Here is a 21,945-nt window from a genome sequence, read left to right on the forward strand (position 1 = left end):
CTAGTTATTACGTGCGTATGAGCTACGTTGCTTGATTCTGGTGGTTAGTTCAGTGACCTGGTTGTAGATAGAACGACGTTCCTTCATTAATTCAGCAATCTTCTTGCAGGCGTGCATCACGGTGGTGTGATCGCGGCCACCAAAAAGCTGACCAATTTTTGGTAGTGACAGGTTCGTCATTTCACGGCATAAATACATAGCAATTTGACGTGCGGTAGCAATTGCCTGAGCCCGGGATGTACCGGTGAGCTCGTCAATACCTAAGCGGAAATAGTCCGCAGTGTTATTGATGATGTCAATGGGGGCAATGATGTCGTCTTCATCCAATGTGATGAGGTCTTTCAACACCGTTTGCACCAAGGGAAGATCCACGGCCTGCTTATTGAGGTTGGCAAACGCGGTTACGCGAATGAGTGTTCCCTCAAGCTCACGAATGTTGCTGGTGACCTTCGTGGCGATGAATTCCATGATGTCGTCAGGAACACTGAGCTTTTCGCGCTCTGCCTTCTTACGAAGAATCGCAATACGGGTCTCAAGGTCAGGTGTTTGAACATCTGTAATGAGACCCCACTCAAAACGAGTACGCATGCGGTCTTCAAAGCCGGTTAGGTGCTTGGGCTGAACATCGCTGGTAATCACAACTTGTTTGTTGTGGTCGTGCAACGTGTTGAAGGTGTGGAAGAAGGCTTCCTGAGTTTCAGCTTTACCTTGCAAGAACTGAATGTCATCGATCAGCAGAATGTCGATATTGCGATACCGGGACTGGAATGCAGCGCCACGGTTATTGGCAATGGAGTTAATGAAATCGTTCGTGAACTCTTCGCTACTGACATAACGAACACGAATGGTGGGATACAAACTCTGTGCATAGTGACCAATGGCGTGGAGCAAGTGGGTTTTACCCAAACCTGACTCACCATAGATAAACAAAGGGTTGTAAGCCTTGGCCGGCGCTTCAGCTACGGCCACTGCTGCTGCGTGAGCAAAGCGGTTTGAACCACCAATAACAAAGCTGTCGAAGTTATAGCGAGGGTTCAGGCGTGACTCGAGTTCACTCTCGGTAGCCATGATGGTGGGAGCAGTGACCGGGTTACGGTCCTCTTTGATTTCTTCCACTTCAACGGCAGGAGCAGATTCTTCAGTTGCGACCAGATCGGGGTTGACCACAATGGCAAACGTAGAAACTTCACTCAGTTCACCCAGGCTGCCGATAGCGGAAAGCAATGGTCCACGAAGACGCTGTTCAACCATGCTCCGGGTGAAGTCATTAGGAACTTCTAAATAGAAGGTTCCCGCCATGATGCCCTTGGGCTCAATGAGCGAGGCAAAACCATACAGCGGAGGAGTAACACCAGGATCAGAAGCGAGGGCTTCAAGAATGGAAGTCCACGTACCGCGCATGTTGTCGTCGGACATGTGTTTCCCCTCTGGTTGTTCCCATACTTATCCACCGCATTCTGGATGTTTCACGTGGACCTCCGGTCTCAAGCGTGAAAAGCTGGGGATAACTCTCTCGACCGTATCGAAAACCTGTGGATGAAGGCAACTCCAGTTTCCATTATTTGCGTGTCGTTACAAAAAACTTTGCTCGTTCACACTCATAATCTTGGGTTGGTGTGTGCTCTGGTTTGACGGGAGCGCTGTAAAGCCTTAGATTTAATCGGTTGATGCCATTGCGCATCCCAATGTTTTGCGCCGCGCTCTCGTGGGCGCGCGACATCAGCCTTCATGGAGATTGACTTATGAGCAAGAGAACGTTCCAGCCAAACAACCGCCGCCGCGCCAAGGTGCACGGCTTCCGCCTTCGCATGCGTACCCGCGCCGGCCGCGCCATCCTTGCTGCACGCCGCCGTAAGGGCCGCACCGAACTCTCCGCTTAGTATCGGCCGTGCTCGATCGGGCACACCGATTGGCTTTGCCAACGGACTTCCGCCGAATTACTCGTCGCGGAACGAAACAGACCTCGTCTTTGGTTGTTGCATATGCAGCTCCCAGTGACCGAGGTCTTTCTCGTTTCGGGATTGTCACCTCTAAAGCTCTTGGTAATGCACCCACACGTAACCGGGTCCGCCGTCAGCTCCGGGCAATTGCCTGGGAGGTCAAAGACGCGCGCAGCGCCGACATCGTGATTAGAGCACTTCCTGCTGCCGCGACGGCATCGTGGGAGGACCTGCATGCTGATGTACTTCGCACCCTTGAGAAGTTGAGCGCCTCATCATGAAGAAGATTTTGTGGTTTCTCTTCTTGTTACCCCGAAATATCATGATTTCGTTGGCCCTGGTCTACCGGAAAGTGATCTCTCCGCTCTATGGAGATGTCTGTAGGTACTACCCAACCTGCTCTCATTATGGACTTCAAGCACTGCAACAACGCGGTCTCATTGTGGGTTCTGCCTTAACACTGCGTAGGCTAGGGAGGTGCAACCCGTGGGCACTCGGTGGCGTCGATGATGTGCCGCCCGCGAAGCACAAGATTTTTACAGTCACAACACTAGGTTTCGTTGTGCTGAATCAAGGAAGGGCATAGCGCTCGTATGGATATCATTGGTGCAATTCTGTGGCCCATTAAGTGGGCTATTGAGCTAATCCTCGTCTTCTTCCACTGGTTGTTTACCAGCATGGGAATGGACCCTGCGGCAGGTGCTACCTGGGTTCTTGCCATCGTCGGCCTTGTTGTTGTCGTTCGCGCCGCCCTGATTCCGGTATTCGTCAAGCAGATCAAGAGCCAGCGCAAGATGCTGGAAATTGCGCCTCAGCTGAAGAAGATTCAGGACAAGTACAAGGGTAAGAAGGACCAGTTCTCCCGCGAAGCTATGTCTCGCGAGACCATGGAGCTTTACCGCCGCACGGGCAGCAATCCACTGAGTTCCTGCCTGCCCCTGTTGCTGCAGATGCCTATTTTCTTTGGTTTGTTCTCGGTATTGAACGAAGCACAGAACTCCAAGGCAGGTGTTGGTCCGCTGAACCAGCAGCTTGCTGAACAGTTTGGTTCTGCTTCGATTTTCGGTATTGCCCCTCTGCACTCGACTTTTGTGAGCGCAATGAACGCTCAGCCTCAGCAGGTTGCCGTCATGGTTATCGCCATGGTGATGGTTGTGCTTATGACCGCATCACAGTTCATCACTCAGCTGCAGATCGTCTCCAAGAACATGTCAGAAGAGACCAAGGCGAGCCCCGCTTTCCGTCAGCAGCGCATCCTGTTGTACCTACTCCCCCTTGTTTTTGCCTTCTCTGGCTTCACTTTCCCCCTCGGCGTCATGTTCTACTGGCTGGTGTCCAACTTCTGGACCATGGGTCAGCAGTTCATTGTGATCCGAAACATGCCCACTCCTGGTAGCCAGGCAGCTAAGGACCGCGAGGAGCGCCTTGCTCGCCGCGGCAAGCTCCCCAAGGGAACCACTGAAGTTATTGAAGTTGAAGCCCCTAAGCCAGCACAGCGTGCGCAGCCTGTTGGTAAAAACCGCGCAAAGAAGTCCGGAAAGAAGAAGTAATCATGTCTGAAGACCTCACTACTGAGCCCAAAGCAGCTCCGACCATCAAAGACCTCGAGAACGAGGGAGATGTTGCCGCTGACTACATAGAAGAACTCCTCGACATCGCTGATCTCGATGGCGATCTGGACATTGATGCCCGCAACGGACGTGCTTATGTATCCGTAACCGCATCGGAGCAGGGCAATGTCCGTGTTCTTTCTCGCCCCGAGACCGTTTCTGCCCTGCAGGAGCTCACTCGTTTGGCTGTTCAGAACAAGACTGGCCAGTATTCACGCCTCATTCTTGACGTGGGCGGATCACGCCAGACCCGCGAGCAGGAGCTCGCAGCCCTGGTTGATGCCGCAGCCGCACGCCTCGAAGCAGGGGCAGCTGCCGCAGCACTTCCTCCTATGAGTTCCTACGAGCGCAAGCTTGTGCACGACTTGGTGAGCGAGCGTGGCCTGGTGTCACACTCCGACGGTGAGGGCAAAGACCGCCACACCGTTATCACCGCCGGCGCATAGTTTCACGTGAAACATTGACTCCCGAATATGAAGCGGAGCCAGCTCAAGCGGCTCTCGTGTTTGGAGATCAACTTGCTGTAGCCCGCCAATTTACGGCGAACTTGGCACAATATGGTGAGGAATTGGGCCTGATTGGCCCCCTCGAGCTCCCTCGTTTGTGGTCACGGCACATTCTCAACTGCGGCATTGTTGCGCCCTTGTTGAATGGCCGCGTGGGTGACGTGGGCAGCGGTGCAGGTCTCCCCGGACTGGTTCTCGCTATTGCTCGACCAGATGTCGAGTTTGTACTCATTGAGCCCATGGAACGTCGTACCGCGTGGTTGAACGACCAAGTAGCCGCACTAGACCTCAAGAACGTCACGGTTGTCCGTGATCGAGCCGAAGATGTTCGTCGTGACGTTCTCTTAGATCAAGTTACGGCACGTGCCGTCAGTGCTCTCAAAAAGCTCATCCCCATGACAGCTCCCCTGGTTCGCCCAGGCGGAGAACTTGTTCTCATGAAGGGCGCTGGCGCTGCTGCAGAGATCGATGCTGCCGCTAAGCAGATTCGTGCCTTCAAACTCCACAACGTAGAGGTTCTCACCCTGGGTGAGGGAATCCTCGATGAAGTAACGAGGGTGGTTCGGGCTACAGTTGAGTAGACCTCGTTCCGCACTCATTTGATCCAAAGGTTTCACGTGAAACATCCAGAAGAATCGATTGATACGTCACTCAGTGGCGTCGATTCCCCTTTGGCGCGCGAACTCAGTGATCTGACCGCTCGACGCCGCATTCTGGAGCGCCCTGCTCCCCCACTGCCTTCTCGTCCACGCGTCTTTACTGTCTCGAACCAAAAGGGTGGCGTGGGTAAGACCACGACGACGGTGAACATTGCTGCGGCTCTTGCTCGCTTTGGCGCGAAAGTGCTGGTTATTGACCTTGACCCCCAGGGAAATGCCTCTACAGCGCTAGGAATCGACCACCACGGCGATATTCCTAGCATTTACGACGTACTGGTCGAAGGTAAGCCACTGAGCTCTGTTATTCAGAAGAGCACCGAGGAAGGCGAGCTCTATTGCGCGCCATCTAACCTCGATCTTGCCGGCGCAGAAATTCAGATGTTCAGCATCGATCGCCGTGAGTTCCTTCTCCGGGACGCCCTGGAACGTTTCTTCAATGAGCCCGGTAATGATTTCCACTACGTCTTCATTGACTGCCCACCCTCATTGGGCCTGCTCACCATCAACGCATTCTCCTCAGCACGTGAAGTTCTCATCCCCATTCAGTGTGAGTACTACGCCCTCGAGGGTCTTTCTCAGCTGCTGAGCACGATCGAGATGATTAATCAGGGACTCAACCCCTATCTTCAGGTCTCGACCATCTTGCTCACCATGTTTGATAGCCGCACTCGCCTGGCTCACGAAGTCGCCGCTGATGTGCGCCAGCACTTCCCCCAGCAGGTGCTCAACGCCGTCATTCCTCGCGCTGTGCGCGTTTCTGAGGCTCCAAGCTATAGCCAGACTGTGGTGAGCTACGACACCATGTCGGTCGGATCTATTTCTTATATCGAAGCAGCACACGAGATTGCCCTCCGTGGCGCCCCCGGAGCTGCCAGCACTACTACCCAGGAGGCCACACATGGCAACGAATAAGCGCACCGGCCTTGGCCGCGGCATTGGCTCACTCATTCCCACCGCCCCCACCTCCGAACGTCCCGTGGACGTGTTCTTCCCCGACCAGGTTGGCACCGGCGCCATTCCCGTGGTCGAGAACAATGACGCTGACCTCGTTGAGGTACCTGGCGCCCGCCTCGCCTTCATCTCCCCCAACCTGGTTGTTCCCAACCCTCAGCAGCCTCGTAAGGTCTTCAACCCTGAAGATCTTGCTGAACTGGTCCACAGCATCCGTGAAATCGGAATTCTGCAGCCGATCGTGGTTCGCACCATCCCTGGTTCTGAAAACTACGAGCTCATCATGGGTGAGCGTCGTTTGCGTGCGTCTAAGGAAGTGGGCCTCGAGCAGATTCCGGTCATCATTCGTGACACCGCGGATGAAGACATGCTCCGCGATGCTCTGCTGGAAAACCTCCACCGCTCCCAGCTGAACCCACTCGAAGAAGCCTCTGCCTACCAGCAGCTCATGGCTGACTTTGGTATTACCCAAGAACAGCTCGCTGAGCGCATTGGCCGTTCACGTCCCCAGATCTCCAACACCATTCGTCTGCTCCGCCTTCCCCCCCTGGTTCAGAAGCGTGTGGCTGCCGGTGTTCTCAGTGCGGGTCACGCTCGTGCCATCTTGGCCGTGGGTGACCCTGATGCCATGCAGCGCCTGGCAGACAAGATTGTGAACGAGGACCTTTCGGTCCGCGCCGCCGAGGCATTGGCCGGGGAAGCCCCCACTGCGAAGAAGCCCAAGCCTGTGGCGGGCACCCGCCGCGGCCACCTCGACGAGATCGCTGAACGCCTCGGAGATCGACTTGATACGCGAGTGAAGATTGCTCTCAGCGCGAAAAAAGGCCTGATCAGCATCGAATTTGCCACAATTGGTGACCTCAACCGCATCCTCACCGAACTGGGTGAGACCCCGTTCGGCCAGAACTAGTTTCCACGTGAAACGTGGGCGGGAAACCGCCTAGTTAGCTGCTGCGCGTGCGAGTGCTTCGTAAAGCTGACCGAGGTCAACTCCCGAAGCTTCGATAGCCAGCGGTGCACTCGAGGTCTCGGTTAGTCCCGGAAGTGCATTGGCCTCTAGGAACCAGGGCTCGCCTGCCTCGTCCACGATCAGGTCAATGCGCGAGAGCTGAGACAGGCCCAGAGTGTCATGTGCAGTGACGGCGGCAGCGGAAATCTTCTCCGCAATCTCGTCCGAGACACGTGCGGGGACGAAGAACGTGGTTTCTCCGGCGTTGTAACGAGCCTCGAAGCTGTAGACGCCGTCTAGAGGGACGATTTCTACCGCAGGCAGGGCAGTAGCTCCAGAAGCACCGTCTGTGACCGTCACGGCCACCTCAGTGCCCGCAATGAACTTCTCTACGAGTGCGACGTCGTGGTAGGTGAAGGCATCCACCATCGCACGGGGGAGATCCTCTGCCTTGGTCACAATGGAAACACCCTGCGCAGATCCACCCGAAGCAGGCTTCACAACGACATGATTTCCCAGCTCAGAAGCAATTAATTCCAAAACTGAACCAGCGCCAAGCTCACGGAATGCTTCACGTGCAACGGTGATCGACGGCGCGGTCCTCACACCAGCGCGTGAAACCAAGGTCTTGGCCACCGGCTTGGACCAGGCCAGACGAGCTGCGGAAGCGGAGGGGCCGACGTAGTTGTAACCAGCAGCGTGCAGAAGATCCAGCACAGCACCGTCTTCACCACTGGATCCGTGCAGTGCAGGCCACACCACATCAGGGTTCAGGTTCTTGAGCGTGGCAAACAGGTTGGCATCGGGGTCAATGATGGTGACGTTGTGGCCGCGCGCGGTCAATGCGTCGGCAACGCGACGACCTGAGCGCAAAGACACCTCACGCTCGTGAGAAATACCACCGGAAAGAACCGCAATGTTGAGAGATGACATAAAAAGCCTCGTTTTCGTTAGCTCAGGTCAGGTGGTGGGGCGATGACGTTGTCATCACCGGCCGCAGCGGTGAGAGAACCGGTTCCGGCAAAGTCAGCCAGCAGGTCCAATTCTCCACGAATCACGGTGGCAAGACGGCGGATGCCGATCTTGATGTTCTCGGGAGTGGGGTAGCAGAAGGACAGGCGGATGTTTTGACGTCCGCCACCGTCTGCGAAGAACGCGGTACCTGGTGTGTAGGCAACCAATTCGGTCACCGCACGAGGCAGCATCGCCTTGGAATCAAGGTTTTCGGGCAAAGAGCACCAGATATAGAAACCACCGTTGGGCACATTCCAGCTCAAGTCAGGCAGGTGTTCTTCCAACGCTTCGAGCATGGCGTCACGGCGCTCTTTGTAAACACCACGGAAGGTTTCGATCTGACCCTTCCAGTCGGCCTGGCTCAGATATTCCGAAATCACCATCTGGCTGAACGAGCTGGGGCACAAAATCGCTGCTTCAGCCGCCAAGACCAGCTTTTCGCGGATGGCGTGGGGGGCGAGAGCCCAGCCCACGCGGAATCCGGGAGCCAATGTCTTGGAGAACGACCCTAGGTAAATAACGCCGTCTTCGTTGAGTGAACGGATAGCGGGTGGAACGTCCTCTTCGAAGGAAAGCAGACCGTAGGGGTTGTCTTCCAGGATGAGAATGCCGTTGCTCTGGCAAATCTCGAGGATTTCGGGGCGGCGCTCTGCTGAAAGAGTCACACCAGCAGGGTTGTGGAAGTTGGGGATTGTGTAGAGGAACTTGATGGTGCGGCCAGAGGCCTTCACGTCAGCTATGGCTTCGCGCAGTTTCTCAGGAATGAGACCGTTCTCATCCATGAGAACGTGCACAACATCTGCCTGGTAGCTACGGAATACACCAATAGCGCCCACATAGCTGGGGGCTTCGGCAAGGATTACGTCACCGGGATCAATGAAGAGCTTGGTCACCAGATCTAGAGCCTGCTGGCTACCGGTGGTGACAACCACATCATCCACCGAGGCGGAAATGCCTTCGAGGGCCATGATTTCGAGGATTTGCTCGCGCAAAGCAGGAACACCCTGGCCTGAGCCGTATTGCATCGCCATCGGGCCGTTTTCGCTCATGACCTTTTCGAGAGCACCGTTGACCAGGGACTCAGGAAGCGCGCGAACATACGGCATGCCACCGGCAAGAGAAACAACTTCGGGACGAGAGGCCACCGCGAAAAGGGCGCGCACTTCAGATGCGCTCAGCCCTGCAGAACGGCTGGCGTAGTGATTGAACCAGGGGTCAAGGTTTGTTCCTTGACGAGTCTCGTTTGTCTCGGCCACAGAACAATCGTAGTTGGGATTAATCGGGCTTAACTGCCGAAGGCCGCCCGAGATACTCAGGCGGCCTTCGAAAAGAGTGATTTAGCCGATGTAGTCAGCGAGATCGTGCTCGAGTGCTGGCTTGGGCTTGGCACCGATGATGGTCTTGGTGACCTCACCGTTGACGAAGACCTTCATCGCAGGAATCGAGGTGATCTGGTAAGCCATGGCGGTCTGAGGGTTCTCATCCACGTTGAGCTTGACGATCTCGATCTTGTCGCCGTGCTCGGCACGAATCTGGTCGAGGATGGGTCCAACGGCGCGGCAGGGGCCACACCACTCAGCCCAGAAGTCAACGAGAACGGGCTTGCCGCTCTTGAGGACGTCTGCGTCGAAGCTTGCGTCAGTAACTGCGGGTGCTGCAGACATGATTTCTCCTTGGTATTAGTTGTTTTCGGCCTGCGCGAGCAACTCGGCAGGAAGTGACTGGAGGTAGTGCTCTGCATCGAGTGCAGCAACAGTGCCACTCGCCGCGGCGGTAACAGCCTGGCGGTAGGTGGGGTCAACCACGTCACCGGCAGCAAAGACACCGGTGAGGTTTGTCTTGGAGGTGCGACCCTCCACAGCAACAGTTCCCTCTGGTGCGAGGTCTAACTGGCCATGAATGAGCTGAGTACGAGGGTCATTACCGATGGCAATGAACAATCCCTGCAGTTCAACCTCACTGAGATCACCGGTGACGGTGTTCTTGATGGTCACACCGGTGAGAGCCTCGGCACCATTGAGCGACTCAATGGTGGAGTTCCACAGGAATTCGATCTTGGGGTTCGCCAGAGCGCGGTCCTGCATGATCTTCGATGCACGCAGGGTCTCTGAGCGGTGAATGACATAGACCTTGTCCGCAAAACGGGTGAGGAAGTTTGCTTCTTCCATGGCGGAGTCGCCACCGCCGACAATGGCCACCGTCTTCTGGCGGAAGAAGAAGCCATCGCACGTTGCACACCAGGAAACACCGTGACCGGAAAGACGGTCTTCGTCAGGAAGGCCGAGCTTGCGGTTGGCAGAACCGGTAGCAAAAATCACGCTGAGGGCTTCGAAAGTCTGGCCACCACCGGTGGTCACGCGCTTGATTTCACCAGCAAGTTCAACACTGACCACGTCATCCATCAGGATTTCAGCACCAAACTTCTCAGCCTGCTCCTGCATCTTCATCATGAGTTCAGGACCCATGATTCCCTCGGGGAAGCCAGGGAAGTTTTCAACTTCAGTGGTGTTCATAAGCTCGCCACCGGCTTCAACAGAAGAAGCGATGACGAGGGGCTTGAAGTTTGCGCGAGCAGCATAGATCGCAGCGGTGTAGCCAGCTGGACCCGAACCAATGATGATGACTTGACGCACAAAAACTCCAAGAAAAGAAAAGGTGTGCCCGAACGTGCAGGCACAGATGTAAACCCAGTCTACTGGCCGGTTATTCCCGAAAGTTGGAGATATGTCGGGTGCCGTGAGTGAATACTCAGTGAATATTCCGGTAAAGCTTAGGAAGCTTCTGGGGAGCCAGTCTTTCGACGGCGCAGGGTGCGAATAACACCTGCGGTTAGCAGGCCAACAAAGGCAAGTGCTACCGCACCTAAGCCCCAGGTTTCCCAATCTGCACGCACGTTGATGGGGATGGAGACGGGTTCACCGATGGCTACGCCATCCACTGATTGCAAGCTCACGGTCAGGACAGAACTGCCGTTGCTGACCTGTGCTTGAACAGGAATTTGTGCTTTGGCCTGGGATTCTGGCTGGATGGTGACTTTTTCAGAGCCTTTGACAATCAACCGGGCATTGTTGGGATCAGCATTGACCACAACCGTGACGGGCTGAAGCAAACCGTTGTAAACAGAGAGAGGAATGTTTGCCTGACCGCCCACCATGTTGATGGTGCTGCTGGTCACAACAGAAACTGACTTCAATACTTTCTCAGATGAGCGCAAGCTCTCGCCCACAGCAGTGGACCAGTCAGAATTTCCCAACCAGCCCACAGACAACACGGCAGCGAGTTCGCGGGTGGCGGGGTTGGTAATCAGCGAGGGATCTTCGGCAATGGTCGAAAACGCGGAAACCGCAGCATTTCGGGCCAACAAGTTGCTGACAACCGAGATTCGATGAGAAGACTCGGGGGAATCAACAATCTCCAGGGCAGAGCTTGCTGAGGCGAGGCCAGATGACATCGTGCCAGTGCTCACCCATTCCTGAGCTAGCAGAGTGTCCAGAGTGAGTCCAAGTTTGGTCAATCCGGTAATGCTGAATGTTTCACGTGGAAGAGCAGCGAAGGAGCGGCCGCCCTGGCTTTCATCAACGGATGACACCGCCAAGTAGGAGGCAGCACGGGAAACATCGTTGTGGTTCAGCGCTGAGCTCAAACCGCTGAGGGTGACCACACTGGGCAGACCACCGGCAACACCAGCAGACATGTCGTTTCCGTTGACATTTGTCGAAGACAGAATCGCAGTAGTCAGCCCGCTTGTGGAGAAAATTCCCAGATCAGAACCAATTACTGAGGACGCAACAGGCCATGCCACGTCATTCAAAGTGGGGGTGAACACAGCCGCAGTGGGCAGGGGAGCTGCCGTGGGGCTAGGGGTTGCCGACGGAACCGCTTCCACGACAGGGACGATGACGTCCGTGGTGGAAGGGGAAATCAGCGCCGATGCGCCTGATTGTGCCTGTGCTGAAATATCTGCATCGGCGTAGGCCAGCAGGAAGCTTTCATTGGGCAACGAAGTCAGCACACCGAGCCACGACAACACGGACTCGGGTGCTTTGTCACCCAGAGCCTCGATCGAGGCGAGGATGCGGGGGTCAACAGCCAAGACAACCGGGCGACCTCGAGCAACATCGAGTTGTCTAGTCAAGATTCCGCTGGGGCCGGTGAGCTCGGTCAATTCCTCTGCGGTGAGCAAACCAGAGGTGCTGGGTGGGGGCACGATGGGCAAAATCCCTGTAAACGCGGTCTTTTCGGGAGTTACCGCCGTTGTCCAGACAAACGAGGAACGAGCAGAACCCACGCTGTCGCCACCGACCTGGTAATCCACGGCCAGACCTCGAACACCCCAGATTCCTCCGAAACGACCGGAAGAAAGAGGTAATTCGATGACGACGTCAGCGCTTTTGCCGGCGGCAATCTCGGGGACATCAGCTGTGGCGAGGTAGCGACCGGGCTGTGCGTCATTGTCTTCGGCTGCAAACCAGGCATCAAGATCAGCAACGGTGGACAGCGCTGCCGAAGGTGCGGTGAAGATGGCTTCACCTGCGGTCAGTGTCCCGGAACCCGAGTTGGTTACATTTACGGTGACGGTGAGGTTTTGGCCAGGGGATGCGCTCACCGTTGCGGGGGTAAGAACAACGCTGACAGATTCGTCAGCGTGTGCCTGAGGAAGATTCGAGGAAGCCAGTCCAGCAACGAGAAGGAGCAGGGCGACGAAGGCTGCTGAAAACGACATCGTGACGCGTCGAATCAGCAGGGAAGGCATCCTGCCATTGTAGGCGTCGCAACTGAATAACTCCCTGACGCTCCCCGTAGAATGGCGGGAAATGCACAGTGCAGCCTCCGCCATCGAATCACTTACTCAGTTGAGTAAGTCGCCCAGCGTTTCACGCTTGGCGGCAGCATTTGCCGATGCCGGATACGAACTTGCCCTCGTGGGCGGTCCAGTCCGTGATGCGTTCTTGGGCCACGAGGTGCATGACCTGGACTTCACCACGAATGCGCTGCCTGATGACATCATCCGTGTGGTGGAACCCATTGCAGAAGCGCACTGGGACATCGGTCGCGACTTTGGCACCATCGGTGCTCAAATTGCGGGCGAGAAGGTCGAAATCACGACCTACCGTGCCGATCAATATGACGGCAAGACGCGCAAGCCTGTTGTCGCCTTCGGCGACAGCCTCGAAGAAGATCTCACCAGGCGCGACTTCCGCGTCAACGCGATGGCCGTTCGGCTACCTGAATTAGTTCTGGTCGACCCCTCTGGTGGTGTCGAAGACTTGATGGCGGGAATTCTTCGCGCACCCAAGTCGGCAGAGGTCTCTTTCACCGAAGACCCTCTGCGCATGATGCGTGCAGCCAGGTTCTCTTCTCAACTGGGATTCCAGTTGGACGAGGAAACCGAGTGGGCGATGACCGAGTTCGCGAGCTCTATTGAGAACATCTCAGCAGAGCGGGTGAACGAAGAGCTGTGCAAACTCCTACTCACCGACAAGCCACGTGCCGGTATTGAACTGCTCGTGCGCACCGGAATCGCCAGTTACGTCTTGCCCGAAATTCCTGCCCTGCGCCTGGAAGTAGACGAACACCACCACCACAAAGATGTCTATGAACACAGCTTGACGGTGCTGGAACAAGCCATTGATCTCGAGAAGGAACGCCACCCTGGCGAACCCGCCGATCTCACGCTTCGCTTGGCTGCTCTCCTGCACGATATTGGCAAGCCCGCCACACGTCAGCTGGAATCTGGTGGGGCAGTGAGCTTCCATCACCACGACTTGGTGGGCGCAAAGCTGTCGGTCAAGCGCATGAAAGCACTGCGCTTTGATAAGGAAACCACGCAGAACGTGGCACGCCTGATCGAACTCCACCTGCGCTTCTTTGGCTACTCCGATGCGGCGTGGAGTGATTCGGCTGTGCGCCGCTATGCCCGCGATGCCGGAGATCTGCTCGAACGACTGCATATCTTGACCCGCGCCGATGTCACCACCCGCAACAAGCGCAAGGCAGATCGCCTGTCCTTTGCCTATGACGACCTCGAGAACCGCATTAAGGAACTCTCCGAGGCTGAAGAGATGGCGGCAGTGCGCCCCGATCTCAACGGTGAAGAAATCATGGCCATCTTGGGCATCCCTGCCGGGCGTGAGGTCGGCGAGGCGTATAACTACTTGCTTAACGTTCGCTTGGACGAGGGGCCCATTGGGGCCGACCTCGCCCGCGAACGCCTGCTCGCCTGGTGGGCAAACCGCTAGTTCACGCCGATGCCGGGCTTGCACGGATTGGATTAACGGACCACCCCGGTCTAGACTGGGGAAGTTGTCTGTGCGCCGGAAATATCCGGCCTCCTCAGATGGCACATGCACAACCCTCCTGATACAGACCGTCTGTATCCGTTTTAGTCCGAAGGAGGTGGGTTAGTCATGCATCAGTACGAGTTGATGGTCATCCTCGATCCAGAGATCGATGAGCGCACCGTAGCTCCCAGCCTTGACAAGTTCCTCAACGTCATTCGTAACGATGGTGGAACCATCGAGAACGTTGACATCTGGGGTAAGCGTCGTTTGGCTTACGAGATCAACAAGAAATCCGAGGGCATCTACGCCGTCGTTAACTTCACGTCTAGCGCCGACGCAACTGTCGAGCTCGACCGCCAGCTGAAGCTTTCCGAAGCTGTCATGCGTACCAAGGTTCTGCGCGCAGAGGAAGCCATTGCTATGGTTGCCGCTGCTGCAAAGCTTGCTGACGAGAAGGCTGCCCGCAAGGCTGCTGCTCCCGCCAAGGCTTCGAAGGACGCGTAAGTAACATGGCCGGCGAAACAGTCATCACCGTTGTGGGAAACCTCACGAGTGACCCCGAACTGCGTTACACGCAGAACGGACTCGCAGTCGCCAACTTCACCATTGCCTCTACTCCGCGCAATTACGATCGCGCATCAAGCGAGTGGAAAGATGGCGAGGCTCTCTTCCTTCGTGCCAGCGTTTGGCGCGAGTTTGCCGAGCACGTCGCAGGCAGCCTGACTAAGGGCTCCCGCGTCATCGCAACCGGTCGACTCAAGCAGCGCTCGTATGAGACCAAGGAAGGCGAAAAGCGAACCACGATCGAACTCGAAGTAGATGAGATCGGTCCTTCGCTTCGCTACGCCACGGCAACTGTGAGCCGCGCGGCATCCTCGGGTCGCCCCGGAGTCCCTGCAGGCAACGACGAACCTTGGGGTTCGCCAACCGCTCCTGCAGCAGACCCTTGGAACACCCCCGGTATCCCCGCAGACGATACGCCGTTCTAAACAATCCTCTTCAGGCTCAACGCTCGTTGATCCTTGATAAAAAATTTACGAAAGTTAGGTAATCATGGCTGGAAAAGCTAGCGGCGGAGCCCGCAAGCCACTCCGCGGTGGCAAGGGCGCTAAGGCTCTCGCACCTGCGAAGGCTATCCGCGTTGGTGTGATCGACTACAAGGACGTCGCCACTCTTCGCAAGTTCGTTTCTGAGCGTGGAAAGATCCGCGCTCGCCGTATCACCGGTGTTTCTGTCCAGGAGCAGCGCCTCATCGCCAAGGCAGTTAAGAACGCCCGCGAGATGGCTCTTCTTCCCTACGCAGGCGCTGGCCGCTAAGGAGTTCGAACATGTCTAAGTTGATTCTTACGAATGAAGTCTCCGGCGTTGGTTCGGCAGGCGACGTTGTCGAGGTAAAGAACGGTTTTGCCCGTAACTACCTCATTCCTCAGGGCCTCGCAGTTGTCTGGTCTCGTGGTGGCGAAAAGCAGGTTGAGCAGATTCGTGCTGCTCGTACCGCTCGCGAACTCGCAACCCTTGAAGAGGCACAGGCGCTCAAGTCCAAGATCGAAGGCACCAAGGTAAAGCTTGCTGTCAAGGTTGGACGCGACGGCCGTCTCTTTGGTTCGGTCAAGACCGATCACATTGCTGCTGCAGTGGAGAGCGCCGGAGTTGGCGTTATCGACAAGCGCAAGATCGAGATCGCGAACCCCATCAAGTTCACTGGTGAGCACGAAGCAACCGTTCGTCTGCGTGACGACATCGTTGCAACCATCACCATCCAGGTTGTTGCTGCAAAGTAATTCCCTGTAAAGAACCGCAGAGGGCGGAAAGCTTCGGCTTTCCGCCCTTTCTTTATGCCCAAACGAGGTCACCATTACTCCTAATGGGGGTACAGCGCAAGACCTTTAAGGGGCCATATTTATACACATAGAGGCTAATTTTCCCCAAGCTTAAACACATGCTTGAAGGAAATTAATGTTCACACCCGTTGATAACTAAAAACGCAGTTCAGAAGCAATAAATTAGGTAAATTTTTTCCTTTGTCCACAGCGTTACCCCCAGCTTATGAACAGTCTCACCGGCGTTTCTTGAGATTCATGCACAGAGTTATCCACAGGTTCATTTGGTTGTGGTTGAAGGTGTTCCTACAGTTGGGATACAACTCTCAATAGGTCTGTCACAGACCATTGTCAGAGGAGCGGGTTACAGTTCAGATAACCCACCTGCACAGTCAAAGGAAGGACACGTGAGCATGTCGATTGCCCACCTCGGTTCTCCAGGAGACTCTCGCGAAAACTGGCAGGGCGAACGGACTCCCCCGCACGATCTACTGGCGGAGCAAAGTGCTCTCGGCGGCATGCTGCTCAGCAAAGACGCTGTGGCAGACGTCGTCGAGATTCTTCGTGGCAACGATTTCTACATCCCCAAGCACGAAGTCATCTTCGATGCTGTGATGTCGTTGTATTCACACGGTGAACCCACCGATGTGATCACCGTCACCGACGAGCTCACCAAGTCCGGTGAACTGGGCCGTGCTGGTGGTGCGGAATACCTGCACACTCTCACCGCACTCGTTCCCACTGCAGCAAATGCTGGTTATTACGCCAACATCGTCTCCGAGCGCGCACTATTGCGTCGTCTGGTTGAAGCCGGAACCCGCATCGTGCAGATGGGGTATGCCGGTGAAGGTGAAGCAGTTGACCTGGTCAACACCGCTCAGGCAGAGATCTACCAGGTCACCGGTTCTGTCGAAACCGAAGACTATGTTCCGCTGACGGACGCGGTGGATACCGCAATCCTTGAGATTGAGGCTGCCAAGGGTCGCGACGGTCAAATGACCGGAGTTCCCACCGGCTTTGCTGACCTCGATGAGCTCACTAACGGCTTCCACCCTGGCCAACTCATCATCGTGGCAGCACGTCCTGCGCTGGGTAAGTCGACTCTGGCACTGGACTTCTGCCGTGCTGCATCGATCAAGAACAACCTCCCCGCCATCTTCTTCTCTCTCGAAATGGGTAAGTCGGAAATCGCGATGCGTCTGCTCTCGGCTGAAGCCTCCGTTCCTCTGCAGAACATGCGTAAGGGAACAGTAGATAACCGCGACTGGACCACTATCGCCAGCACCCGTGGCCGTATCAACGATGCCCCCTTCTACATCGATGACAGCCCCAACATGACCCTGGTTGAAATTCGCGCAAAATGCCGTCGCCTCAAGCAGAAGGTCGGCCTGAAGATGGTCGTTATCGACTACTTGCAGCTGATGACCTCCGGCAAGAAGGTCGAAAGCCGTCAGCAAGAAGTTTCTGAGTTTTCTCGTGCACTCAAGCTCATGGCAAAGGAACTCCAAGTTCCCGTTATTGCGCTGTCACAGCTGAACCGTGGACCGGAACAGCGTGCAGATAAGAAGCCAGCCATCTCGGACCTGCGTGAATCGGGATCGCTCGAGCAGGACGCTGACATGGTAATTCTTCTGCACCGTGAAAGTGCATACGAAAAAGAGAACCCCCGCGCAGGTGAGGCAGACTTCATCGTGGCCAAGCACCGTAATGGTCCAACCGCGACAATTACGGTCGGATTCCAGGGTCACCTCTCTCGCTTCGCCGATATGCCCAAGGTTTAACGGGAATTTCACTCTCTCGTTCGGCCTTAGACTTGAGCCGTGGCAATCGCTGACAGCTCTCTAACTCGTGTGGGTAACGCACTTATTTTGCGTTCCATCCCCGCGTTGGTAGCTGCTGTCGTGATCACCTTCTCGCGCAACCACGCTGCAGTTGTCGGCCTCACCGTATTTGTCGGGTTTGCCTTCCTGCTGGCGTCCACGCTCATCTTCACCGTCATGTCTGTCCCGCTTGAGGGGTTGAACCGAACTCTGGTTGGAATACAAGCGATAGCAACTGTCGTTGCTGCGGCTATCGCCTCTGCAACGCTCACCGGCGGCCTTCCTGCACTTCTGTTGGTGCTGAGTATCTGGGCTGGAATCACTGCAGCTCTCGAACTCTATGCGGGATATCGAGAGAGCAACCGCACGGTTGCTAAAGAATGGCTCACTATCGGTGGGTTCACAGCAATCTTGGCCATTATTGAAGCAGTTGTTCCCATGAATGACGTCTATGCCGTGGGCATCTTTGGTGCATATGCAGCCATCGTGGGTGTTTACCAAGTCATTGCCGGCATTTCACTTCGTTCCGATGCACAATCCACAACCCGTAAGGTTTCCTCATGACCACTCCCACTCTTCGCGACCGCTTGAAGCCCGTTGAGCTACTGATTGTCTCGGCACTCCTGGGACTCTTCACCGGGCTGGTTGTGTTGATGTCCTCACGTGACCTCATCCTCAGCAGCATTTCATTTGGTGCGGTGTTTATTGTGTGCTTGGTTTCGATGGCCATGTTTGTGCTGGCAATCAAGCCCAATAAGCAGGAGCTGCTTGATATCGAAGAGCAGGATCACTCACCCGAGAAATCTGCTCACTAAGTCTCTAACCAAGAAAGCCCCTCTTGCGAGGGGCTTTCTTTCGTTAATTCTTACGTGAGGTAATCAACCAAGTCAGAAGCCAGACCCACATAGCCCGCAGGTGTGAGCTCGAGCAGTCGCGCCTTTGCTGCGTCACCGATCTCGAGACCAGAAACGAAGGCAATGAGGTCATCGCGACCAATGCGCTTGCCACGAGTGAGTTCCTTGAGCAGGGCATAAGGGTCAGAGATGGTCGAACGACCAGCAGCAACCTCAGCACGAATCACGGTCTGAATAGCTTCACCTAGGATTTCCCAGTTGGTGTCGAGATCGTGGGCTAAAGCATCCGAGTCGAGGTCAATCTCGCTCAGACCACGGCGAATGTTGTCCAGAGCCAGGAGAGAGTGACCGTAACCGACGCCCACGTTGCGCTGGGTGGTGGAGTCGGTGAGGTCACGCTGCAAACGGCTGGTGACCAACGTTGCGGAGAGTGAGTCAAGGACTGCAGAGGAGAGCTCAAGGTTGGCTTCAGCATTCTCGAAGCGGATGGGGTTGATCTTGTGAGGCATGGTGGACGAACCGGTCGCACCAGCTTGAGGAATCTGACGGAAGTAGCCCATCGAGATGTAGGTCCAGATGTCAGTTGCAAGGTTGTGAATCACCCGGTTGGCGTGAGAGATCCGGGTGTAGAGCTCTGCCTGCCAGTCATGTGATTCGATCTGGGTGGTCAACGGGTTCCAGGTCAGACCCAGTGATGTCACAAACTCTTCTGAAATCTTCGGCCAGTTAGCTTCTGATTCGGCTGCAAGGTGAGCAGAGAAGGTTCCGGTTGCACCCGAGAACTTACCGAGGTATTCCGAACCCTCGATCTGCTTCTGAATGCGCTCGAGGCGGTAGACAAACACAGCAAGTTCTTTACCCATGGTGGTGGGGGTTGCCGGCTGCCCGTGGGTCTTGGCCAGCATGGCCTCGTCGCGGTATTGAACAGAGAGTTCGCGCAGACGAGCAATCACGGCCTTAAAAGCCGGCAGCCAAATGTTCTTGGTCGCATCACGAACGATCAGGGCGTACGAGAGGTTGTTAATGTCCTCAGAGGTGCAGGCAAAGTGGGTGAGCTCAGCAATGTGGTCCAGACCTAGCTCGGACAGCTTGGCACGAACCAAGTACTCCACTGCCTTCACGTCGTGACGAGTGGTGGCTTCAAGACGAGCAAGCTCATCAATCTCTGCCTGACCAAAATCAGTCACCAGTGCACGAAGGGCAGAGACATTGTCAGCACTCAAGGGGCTGGTGCCAAACATGGAGTGGTTGGTGAGGTAAATCAACCACTCAACTTCCACGGTGACGCGAGCACGGTTCAACCCTGCTTCCGAGAGGTACTCGCCCAGTGGCGAAACAACGGCCTGGTATCGACCATCGAGCGGGCTGAGGACCTGAATAGGAAGCGTCATGCTTCTATTCTCCCAAACAAAACAGCTATCCCTTCACAGGCGTAGCCGGAGCAAACGCTCCACATCATGACTTCTTCTGGGTCGAGAGCAGCTTTTCCTTCGGCACAGTGTCCACGTGATTGAACCTCAGCTCATTTCCGGCTCCCTGCCAGCCCGGCATGGCCAGTGGCTGGCGCTCGCCGATGCCCTCGATGCTGCAGTGGTCACGCTTCACACTGCCGTGCCCGATCAGTTGTGGTTTGGACCTGCTCGACGTGCGTTTGATCACAATGTTGAACTCGTTATGGCAGAGCTTCGCCAGGCACGGTGGTCTGTTCTCTCAGCAGAATCAGGGTTGTCCTGATGCGGGTGGGCACGGGCGTCGACACTGTCGCTCTCGATGATTTATCAGGGCGGGTGCATGCCAGGTTGTGGCAACTCGAGCAGGCACTGGCCTCTGCACATCCATTAGCTTTCACTTCCCCACAAGCCCAGCAGGCTTTTCATCGAGCTCAGATTGCTGCTCAGAAACTTCGTGAGCTTGCTCAAGCCACGGCTGAGGGATCGCGGCAGTATGCCCAGCGAGAGCACTACCTGCTCCAGGTGTCAGAGAACCTGAGCTCCACACTGATGTGGAATCTGGGTCGGGTAATACCGGGATTGATTGCTTCCTTCGGCCCAGAAGTTATCGGGGGAGTAGCCATTGTTCTTGCGTTGGCCGCGGCCAGACGACTTACACCAGGAAGCCCGTTTGATCAGTTCGTGACCCGACTGGAACACTCTCTTCCAGATTCAGGGCAGTTCTTGAGTCAACCCCTGGTTGTTCAGGCAACTGCTCATCTCACCTCGGGCGCCGATGACTTCGTAGCCGGCCTGCTTGGCCTTCCTCAACCTGCTCAGCGCGGAGCACTTGCCGGCGAAGACCTGGTTGCCGGCGCAGCTATCGCGGGTTTAGGTCTTGTGGGATCAAAAACCCTGCAGGAAACCCGAGTCCGGGTCCATCAGGATTCAACAAGTGAATCTCCAGCACCGGAGGGGTATCGAGATCTCATTTCTCGTATTCCACGAGCAGATGAGGGGGCGTCCCAAATCAGGATTGAACACTACGAGAGCGGGTATGTGGTCTATCTCAGCGGAACCATCGATGCGGGTGTGGAGCCCACTAACGAACCCTGGGATATGACCAGCAACATCTCTGCCATCGCCGAGCTTGATTCTGGAAGCTACAACGCTGCTGTTCAAGCCATGAGAGAAGCGGGAATCTCAGCGGAAGACAACGTCATTATTGTGGGACATTCTCAGGGAGGTCTTGTTGCTGCGCAGTTGGCTGCATCAGGTGACTACCGGGTGAGTGATGTGGTGACGGTAGGAGCACCCCTGCACCAAGTGGACATTCCTGAAGAAGTCAACGTGATTGCTGTGGAACATGCAGAGGATGTTATTCCGTCTTTGAGCGGAGTTGCAGTTCCTACCGCCACGGCAGCACACCTCACCGTGACTAGGTCGCTGTATTCCACAGCTCAAGTGCCCCGAGGCGAGTTATTGCCGGCCCATAATCTCTCGCGTTATGTGGAAACAGCCGCTGTGATGGATCGCAGTGGCGACAGCAAACTTACTGCGGGAAAACAACAACTAACCGAGCGTATGCAGGGCAAAGCTACCGTCACAACATGGCGGGCAGATCGAGTGCAGTAATTACTTCCCGGCAGCAGGGCGAAGAATGAGGCCCAGAATCCAGCTGACAATCGAGAGCACGATTGCAGCCCAGAACCCGGCCCAGAACCCAGCAACCTCAAGGCCGTATCCGAAGCCCAGAACCTGTGTCAGCCACGCAACGAACAGCAGCAAGAAGGCGTTGACCACGAGAGCCATGAAACCGAGGGTCAAGATGAACAGCGGGAAAGCGAGGAAGCGCAGAACGCGACCAATGGTTCCGTTCACAATTCCGAAGATGAATGCCACAAAAGCCAGGGTCAGAACGTAACCCAGGGTCTGCTGGTTTTCCGGGATGATGCGGATGTTTTGAGGCATCATCACTGTGGTGAGCCAGAGCGCAATTGCGTTGATCACGGTAGAGAGCAGGAGAGACTTCATAGCTCCATTCTGGCAGGTGAGTTCTTTAGTTGGGATACTCCTACGGTTTTCGCGAGAGATTGTAGGAGACCTACCAG

General features: G+C 55.7%; 26 protein-coding genes. 18 read left to right on the top strand and 8 right to left on the bottom strand.

Annotation, left to right across the window (positions count from 1 at the left end; genetic code table 11):
* On the bottom strand, positions 1–1,416 hold the full coding sequence (gene dnaA / locus AURMO_RS00005; protein ID WP_110232566.1) for a chromosomal replication initiator protein DnaA: 1,416 nt from the start codon (positions 1,414–1,416) through the stop codon (positions 1–3).
* A 326-nt stretch (positions 1,417–1,742) separates the two neighbouring features.
* Here dnaA and rpmH point away from each other — a divergent pair, with 326 nt between their 5' ends.
* Genes rpmH through AURMO_RS00045 form a run of 8 tightly spaced genes read left to right on the top strand, consistent with a single transcriptional unit; the run spans position 1,743 to position 6,576 of the window.
* Positions 1,743–1,880, top strand: coding sequence for a 50S ribosomal protein L34 (gene rpmH / locus AURMO_RS00010; protein WP_022881903.1), 138 nt, complete (start codon positions 1,743–1,745; stop codon positions 1,878–1,880).
* An 8-nt stretch (positions 1,881–1,888) separates the two neighbouring features.
* A complete protein-coding gene (gene rnpA, locus AURMO_RS00015) occupies positions 1,889–2,221 on the top strand; it encodes a ribonuclease P protein component (protein ID WP_110232567.1) in 333 nt (110 codons plus the stop codon).
* Between the two features lie 41 nt (positions 2,222–2,262).
* Complete coding sequence (gene yidD / locus AURMO_RS00020; RefSeq protein WP_239406892.1) at positions 2,263–2,526, top strand: membrane protein insertion efficiency factor YidD; 264 nt, start codon at positions 2,263–2,265, stop codon at positions 2,524–2,526.
* 7 nt (positions 2,527–2,533) lie between these two features.
* Entirely contained in the window at positions 2,534–3,490 is a 957-nt protein-coding gene (gene yidC, locus AURMO_RS00025; RefSeq protein ID WP_110232569.1) for a membrane protein insertase YidC, read from the top strand.
* 2 nt (positions 3,491–3,492) lie between these two features.
* Complete coding sequence (locus AURMO_RS00030; RefSeq protein ID WP_110232570.1) at positions 3,493–3,996, top strand: Jag family protein; 504 nt, start codon at positions 3,493–3,495, stop codon at positions 3,994–3,996.
* A 14-nt stretch (positions 3,997–4,010) separates the two neighbouring features.
* Positions 4,011–4,637 carry a 16S rRNA (guanine(527)-N(7))-methyltransferase RsmG gene (gene rsmG / locus AURMO_RS00035; RefSeq protein WP_110232571.1) on the top strand — a complete coding sequence of 209 codons (627 nt, stop codon included), beginning with the start codon at positions 4,011–4,013 and terminating at the stop codon, positions 4,635–4,637.
* A 36-nt stretch (positions 4,638–4,673) separates the two neighbouring features.
* The gene (locus AURMO_RS00040; protein ID WP_239406835.1) at positions 4,674–5,627 is read left to right on the top strand and encodes a ParA family protein; all 954 of its coding nucleotides are present in this window, start codon (positions 4,674–4,676) and stop codon (positions 5,625–5,627) included.
* The gene (locus AURMO_RS00045) at positions 5,614–6,576 is read left to right on the top strand and encodes a ParB/RepB/Spo0J family partition protein (RefSeq protein ID WP_110232572.1); all 963 of its coding nucleotides are present in this window, start codon (positions 5,614–5,616) and stop codon (positions 6,574–6,576) included. Before AURMO_RS00040 ends, AURMO_RS00045 begins: the two co-directional genes overlap by 14 nt.
* Positions 6,577–6,606: 30 nt before the next feature.
* Here AURMO_RS00045 and AURMO_RS00050 read toward each other — a convergent pair whose 3' ends face one another.
* The 5 genes from AURMO_RS00050 to AURMO_RS00070 all read right to left on the bottom strand — a co-directional run bounded on the left by AURMO_RS00050 (position 6,607) and on the right by AURMO_RS00070 (position 12,382).
* Positions 6,607–7,548 (bottom strand): D-alanine--D-alanine ligase family protein, encoded by a 942-nt coding sequence (locus AURMO_RS00050; RefSeq protein ID WP_110232573.1) that lies wholly within the window; start codon positions 7,546–7,548, stop codon positions 6,607–6,609.
* Between the two features lie 17 nt (positions 7,549–7,565).
* Positions 7,566–8,885, bottom strand: a complete 1,320-nt coding sequence (locus AURMO_RS00055) for an aminotransferase-like domain-containing protein (protein WP_110232574.1) — start codon at positions 8,883–8,885, stop codon at positions 7,566–7,568.
* A gap of 81 nt (positions 8,886–8,966) precedes the next feature.
* Positions 8,967–9,293, bottom strand: a complete 327-nt coding sequence (gene trxA / locus AURMO_RS00060; RefSeq protein WP_110232575.1) for a thioredoxin — start codon at positions 9,291–9,293, stop codon at positions 8,967–8,969.
* A 15-nt stretch (positions 9,294–9,308) separates the two neighbouring features.
* Entirely contained in the window at positions 9,309–10,262 is a 954-nt protein-coding gene (trxB, locus tag AURMO_RS00065) for a thioredoxin-disulfide reductase (RefSeq protein ID WP_110232576.1), read from the bottom strand.
* A 137-nt stretch (positions 10,263–10,399) separates the two neighbouring features.
* Positions 10,400–12,382 carry a DUF6049 family protein gene (locus AURMO_RS00070; protein WP_110232577.1) on the bottom strand — a complete coding sequence of 661 codons (1,983 nt, stop codon included), beginning with the start codon at positions 12,380–12,382 and terminating at the stop codon, positions 10,400–10,402.
* Positions 12,383–12,443: 61 nt separating this feature from the next.
* On the opposite strand from AURMO_RS00070, the gene AURMO_RS00075 reads away from it, so the two are divergent.
* The 8 genes from AURMO_RS00075 (at position 12,444) to AURMO_RS00110 (ending at position 18,365) form a co-directional block, all read left to right on the top strand.
* Complete coding sequence (locus AURMO_RS00075) at positions 12,444–13,868, top strand: CCA tRNA nucleotidyltransferase (RefSeq protein WP_110232578.1); 1,425 nt, start codon at positions 12,444–12,446, stop codon at positions 13,866–13,868.
* 168 nt (positions 13,869–14,036) lie between these two features.
* Complete coding sequence (gene rpsF, locus AURMO_RS00080; RefSeq protein ID WP_096382942.1) at positions 14,037–14,414, top strand: 30S ribosomal protein S6; 378 nt, start codon at positions 14,037–14,039, stop codon at positions 14,412–14,414.
* Between the two features lie 5 nt (positions 14,415–14,419).
* Positions 14,420–14,899, top strand: a complete 480-nt coding sequence (locus AURMO_RS00085; RefSeq protein WP_110232579.1) for a single-stranded DNA-binding protein — start codon at positions 14,420–14,422, stop codon at positions 14,897–14,899.
* Positions 14,900–14,963: 64 nt separating this feature from the next.
* On the top strand, positions 14,964–15,227 hold the full coding sequence (gene rpsR / locus AURMO_RS00090) for a 30S ribosomal protein S18 (protein ID WP_096382948.1): 264 nt from the start codon (positions 14,964–14,966) through the stop codon (positions 15,225–15,227).
* A gap of 11 nt (positions 15,228–15,238) precedes the next feature.
* The gene (gene rplI / locus AURMO_RS00095) at positions 15,239–15,691 is read left to right on the top strand and encodes a 50S ribosomal protein L9 (RefSeq protein WP_110232580.1); all 453 of its coding nucleotides are present in this window, start codon (positions 15,239–15,241) and stop codon (positions 15,689–15,691) included.
* A gap of 452 nt (positions 15,692–16,143) precedes the next feature.
* Positions 16,144–17,511 (top strand): replicative DNA helicase, encoded by a 1,368-nt coding sequence (gene dnaB, locus AURMO_RS00100; RefSeq protein WP_110232581.1) that lies wholly within the window; start codon positions 16,144–16,146, stop codon positions 17,509–17,511.
* A gap of 39 nt (positions 17,512–17,550) precedes the next feature.
* On the top strand, positions 17,551–18,114 hold the full coding sequence (locus tag AURMO_RS00105) for a hypothetical protein (protein WP_110232582.1): 564 nt from the start codon (positions 17,551–17,553) through the stop codon (positions 18,112–18,114).
* Positions 18,111–18,365 (top strand): hypothetical protein, encoded by a 255-nt coding sequence (locus tag AURMO_RS00110; RefSeq protein WP_110232583.1) that lies wholly within the window; start codon positions 18,111–18,113, stop codon positions 18,363–18,365. Before AURMO_RS00105 ends, AURMO_RS00110 begins: the two co-directional genes overlap by 4 nt.
* Positions 18,366–18,415: 50 nt before the next feature.
* Here AURMO_RS00110 and purB read toward each other — a convergent pair whose 3' ends face one another.
* Entirely contained in the window at positions 18,416–19,795 is a 1,380-nt protein-coding gene (gene purB / locus AURMO_RS00115) for an adenylosuccinate lyase (protein ID WP_110232584.1), read from the bottom strand.
* A 115-nt stretch (positions 19,796–19,910) separates the two neighbouring features.
* Between purB and AURMO_RS00120 the strand changes: the two genes are divergently transcribed.
* Together AURMO_RS00120 and AURMO_RS00125 are read left to right on the top strand one after the other, a co-directional pair.
* Positions 19,911–20,138 (top strand): hypothetical protein, encoded by a 228-nt coding sequence (locus AURMO_RS00120; protein ID WP_110232585.1) that lies wholly within the window; start codon positions 19,911–19,913, stop codon positions 20,136–20,138.
* Positions 20,138–21,469 carry an alpha/beta hydrolase gene (locus tag AURMO_RS00125; RefSeq protein ID WP_110232586.1) on the top strand — a complete coding sequence of 444 codons (1,332 nt, stop codon included), beginning with the start codon at positions 20,138–20,140 and terminating at the stop codon, positions 21,467–21,469. Before AURMO_RS00120 ends, AURMO_RS00125 begins: the two co-directional genes overlap by 1 nt.
* Here AURMO_RS00125 and AURMO_RS00130 read toward each other — a convergent pair whose 3' ends face one another.
* The gene (locus AURMO_RS00130) at positions 21,470–21,868 is read right to left on the bottom strand and encodes a phage holin family protein (RefSeq protein WP_110232587.1); all 399 of its coding nucleotides are present in this window, start codon (positions 21,866–21,868) and stop codon (positions 21,470–21,472) included.
* Positions 21,869–21,945: the final 77 nt, after the last annotated feature.

The organism is Aurantimicrobium photophilum, assembly GCF_003194085.1.
GTDB lineage: Bacteria > Actinomycetota > Actinomycetes > Actinomycetales > Microbacteriaceae > Aurantimicrobium > Aurantimicrobium photophilum.

Coding starts and splice junctions, on each gene's coding strand:
- dnaA (WP_110232566.1), bottom strand. CDS start 1,416: ATGTCCGACGACAACATGCGCGGTACGTGGACTTCCATTCTTGAAGCC.
- rpmH (WP_022881903.1), top strand. CDS start 1,743: ATGAGCAAGAGAACGTTCCAGCCAAACAACCGCCGCCGCGCCAAGGTG.
- yidD (WP_239406892.1), top strand. CDS start 2,263: ATGATTTCGTTGGCCCTGGTCTACCGGAAAGTGATCTCTCCGCTCTAT.
- yidC (WP_110232569.1), top strand. CDS start 2,534: ATGGATATCATTGGTGCAATTCTGTGGCCCATTAAGTGGGCTATTGAG.
- AURMO_RS00030 (WP_110232570.1), top strand. CDS start 3,493: ATGTCTGAAGACCTCACTACTGAGCCCAAAGCAGCTCCGACCATCAAA.
- AURMO_RS00045 (WP_110232572.1), top strand. CDS start 5,614: ATGGCAACGAATAAGCGCACCGGCCTTGGCCGCGGCATTGGCTCACTC.
- AURMO_RS00050 (WP_110232573.1), bottom strand. CDS start 7,548: ATGTCATCTCTCAACATTGCGGTTCTTTCCGGTGGTATTTCTCACGAG.
- trxA (WP_110232575.1), bottom strand. CDS start 9,293: ATGTCTGCAGCACCCGCAGTTACTGACGCAAGCTTCGACGCAGACGTC.
- AURMO_RS00070 (WP_110232577.1), bottom strand. CDS start 12,382: ATGCCTTCCCTGCTGATTCGACGCGTCACGATGTCGTTTTCAGCAGCC.
- AURMO_RS00075 (WP_110232578.1), top strand. CDS start 12,444: ATGCACAGTGCAGCCTCCGCCATCGAATCACTTACTCAGTTGAGTAAG.
- rpsF (WP_096382942.1), top strand. CDS start 14,037: ATGCATCAGTACGAGTTGATGGTCATCCTCGATCCAGAGATCGATGAG.
- AURMO_RS00085 (WP_110232579.1), top strand. CDS start 14,420: ATGGCCGGCGAAACAGTCATCACCGTTGTGGGAAACCTCACGAGTGAC.
- rpsR (WP_096382948.1), top strand. CDS start 14,964: ATGGCTGGAAAAGCTAGCGGCGGAGCCCGCAAGCCACTCCGCGGTGGC.
- rplI (WP_110232580.1), top strand. CDS start 15,239: ATGTCTAAGTTGATTCTTACGAATGAAGTCTCCGGCGTTGGTTCGGCA.
- dnaB (WP_110232581.1), top strand. CDS start 16,144: ATGTCGATTGCCCACCTCGGTTCTCCAGGAGACTCTCGCGAAAACTGG.
- AURMO_RS00110 (WP_110232583.1), top strand. CDS start 18,111: ATGACCACTCCCACTCTTCGCGACCGCTTGAAGCCCGTTGAGCTACTG.
- purB (WP_110232584.1), bottom strand. CDS start 19,795: ATGACGCTTCCTATTCAGGTCCTCAGCCCGCTCGATGGTCGATACCAG.
- AURMO_RS00125 (WP_110232586.1), top strand. CDS start 20,138: ATGCGGGTGGGCACGGGCGTCGACACTGTCGCTCTCGATGATTTATCA.
- AURMO_RS00130 (WP_110232587.1), bottom strand. CDS start 21,868: ATGAAGTCTCTCCTGCTCTCTACCGTGATCAACGCAATTGCGCTCTGG.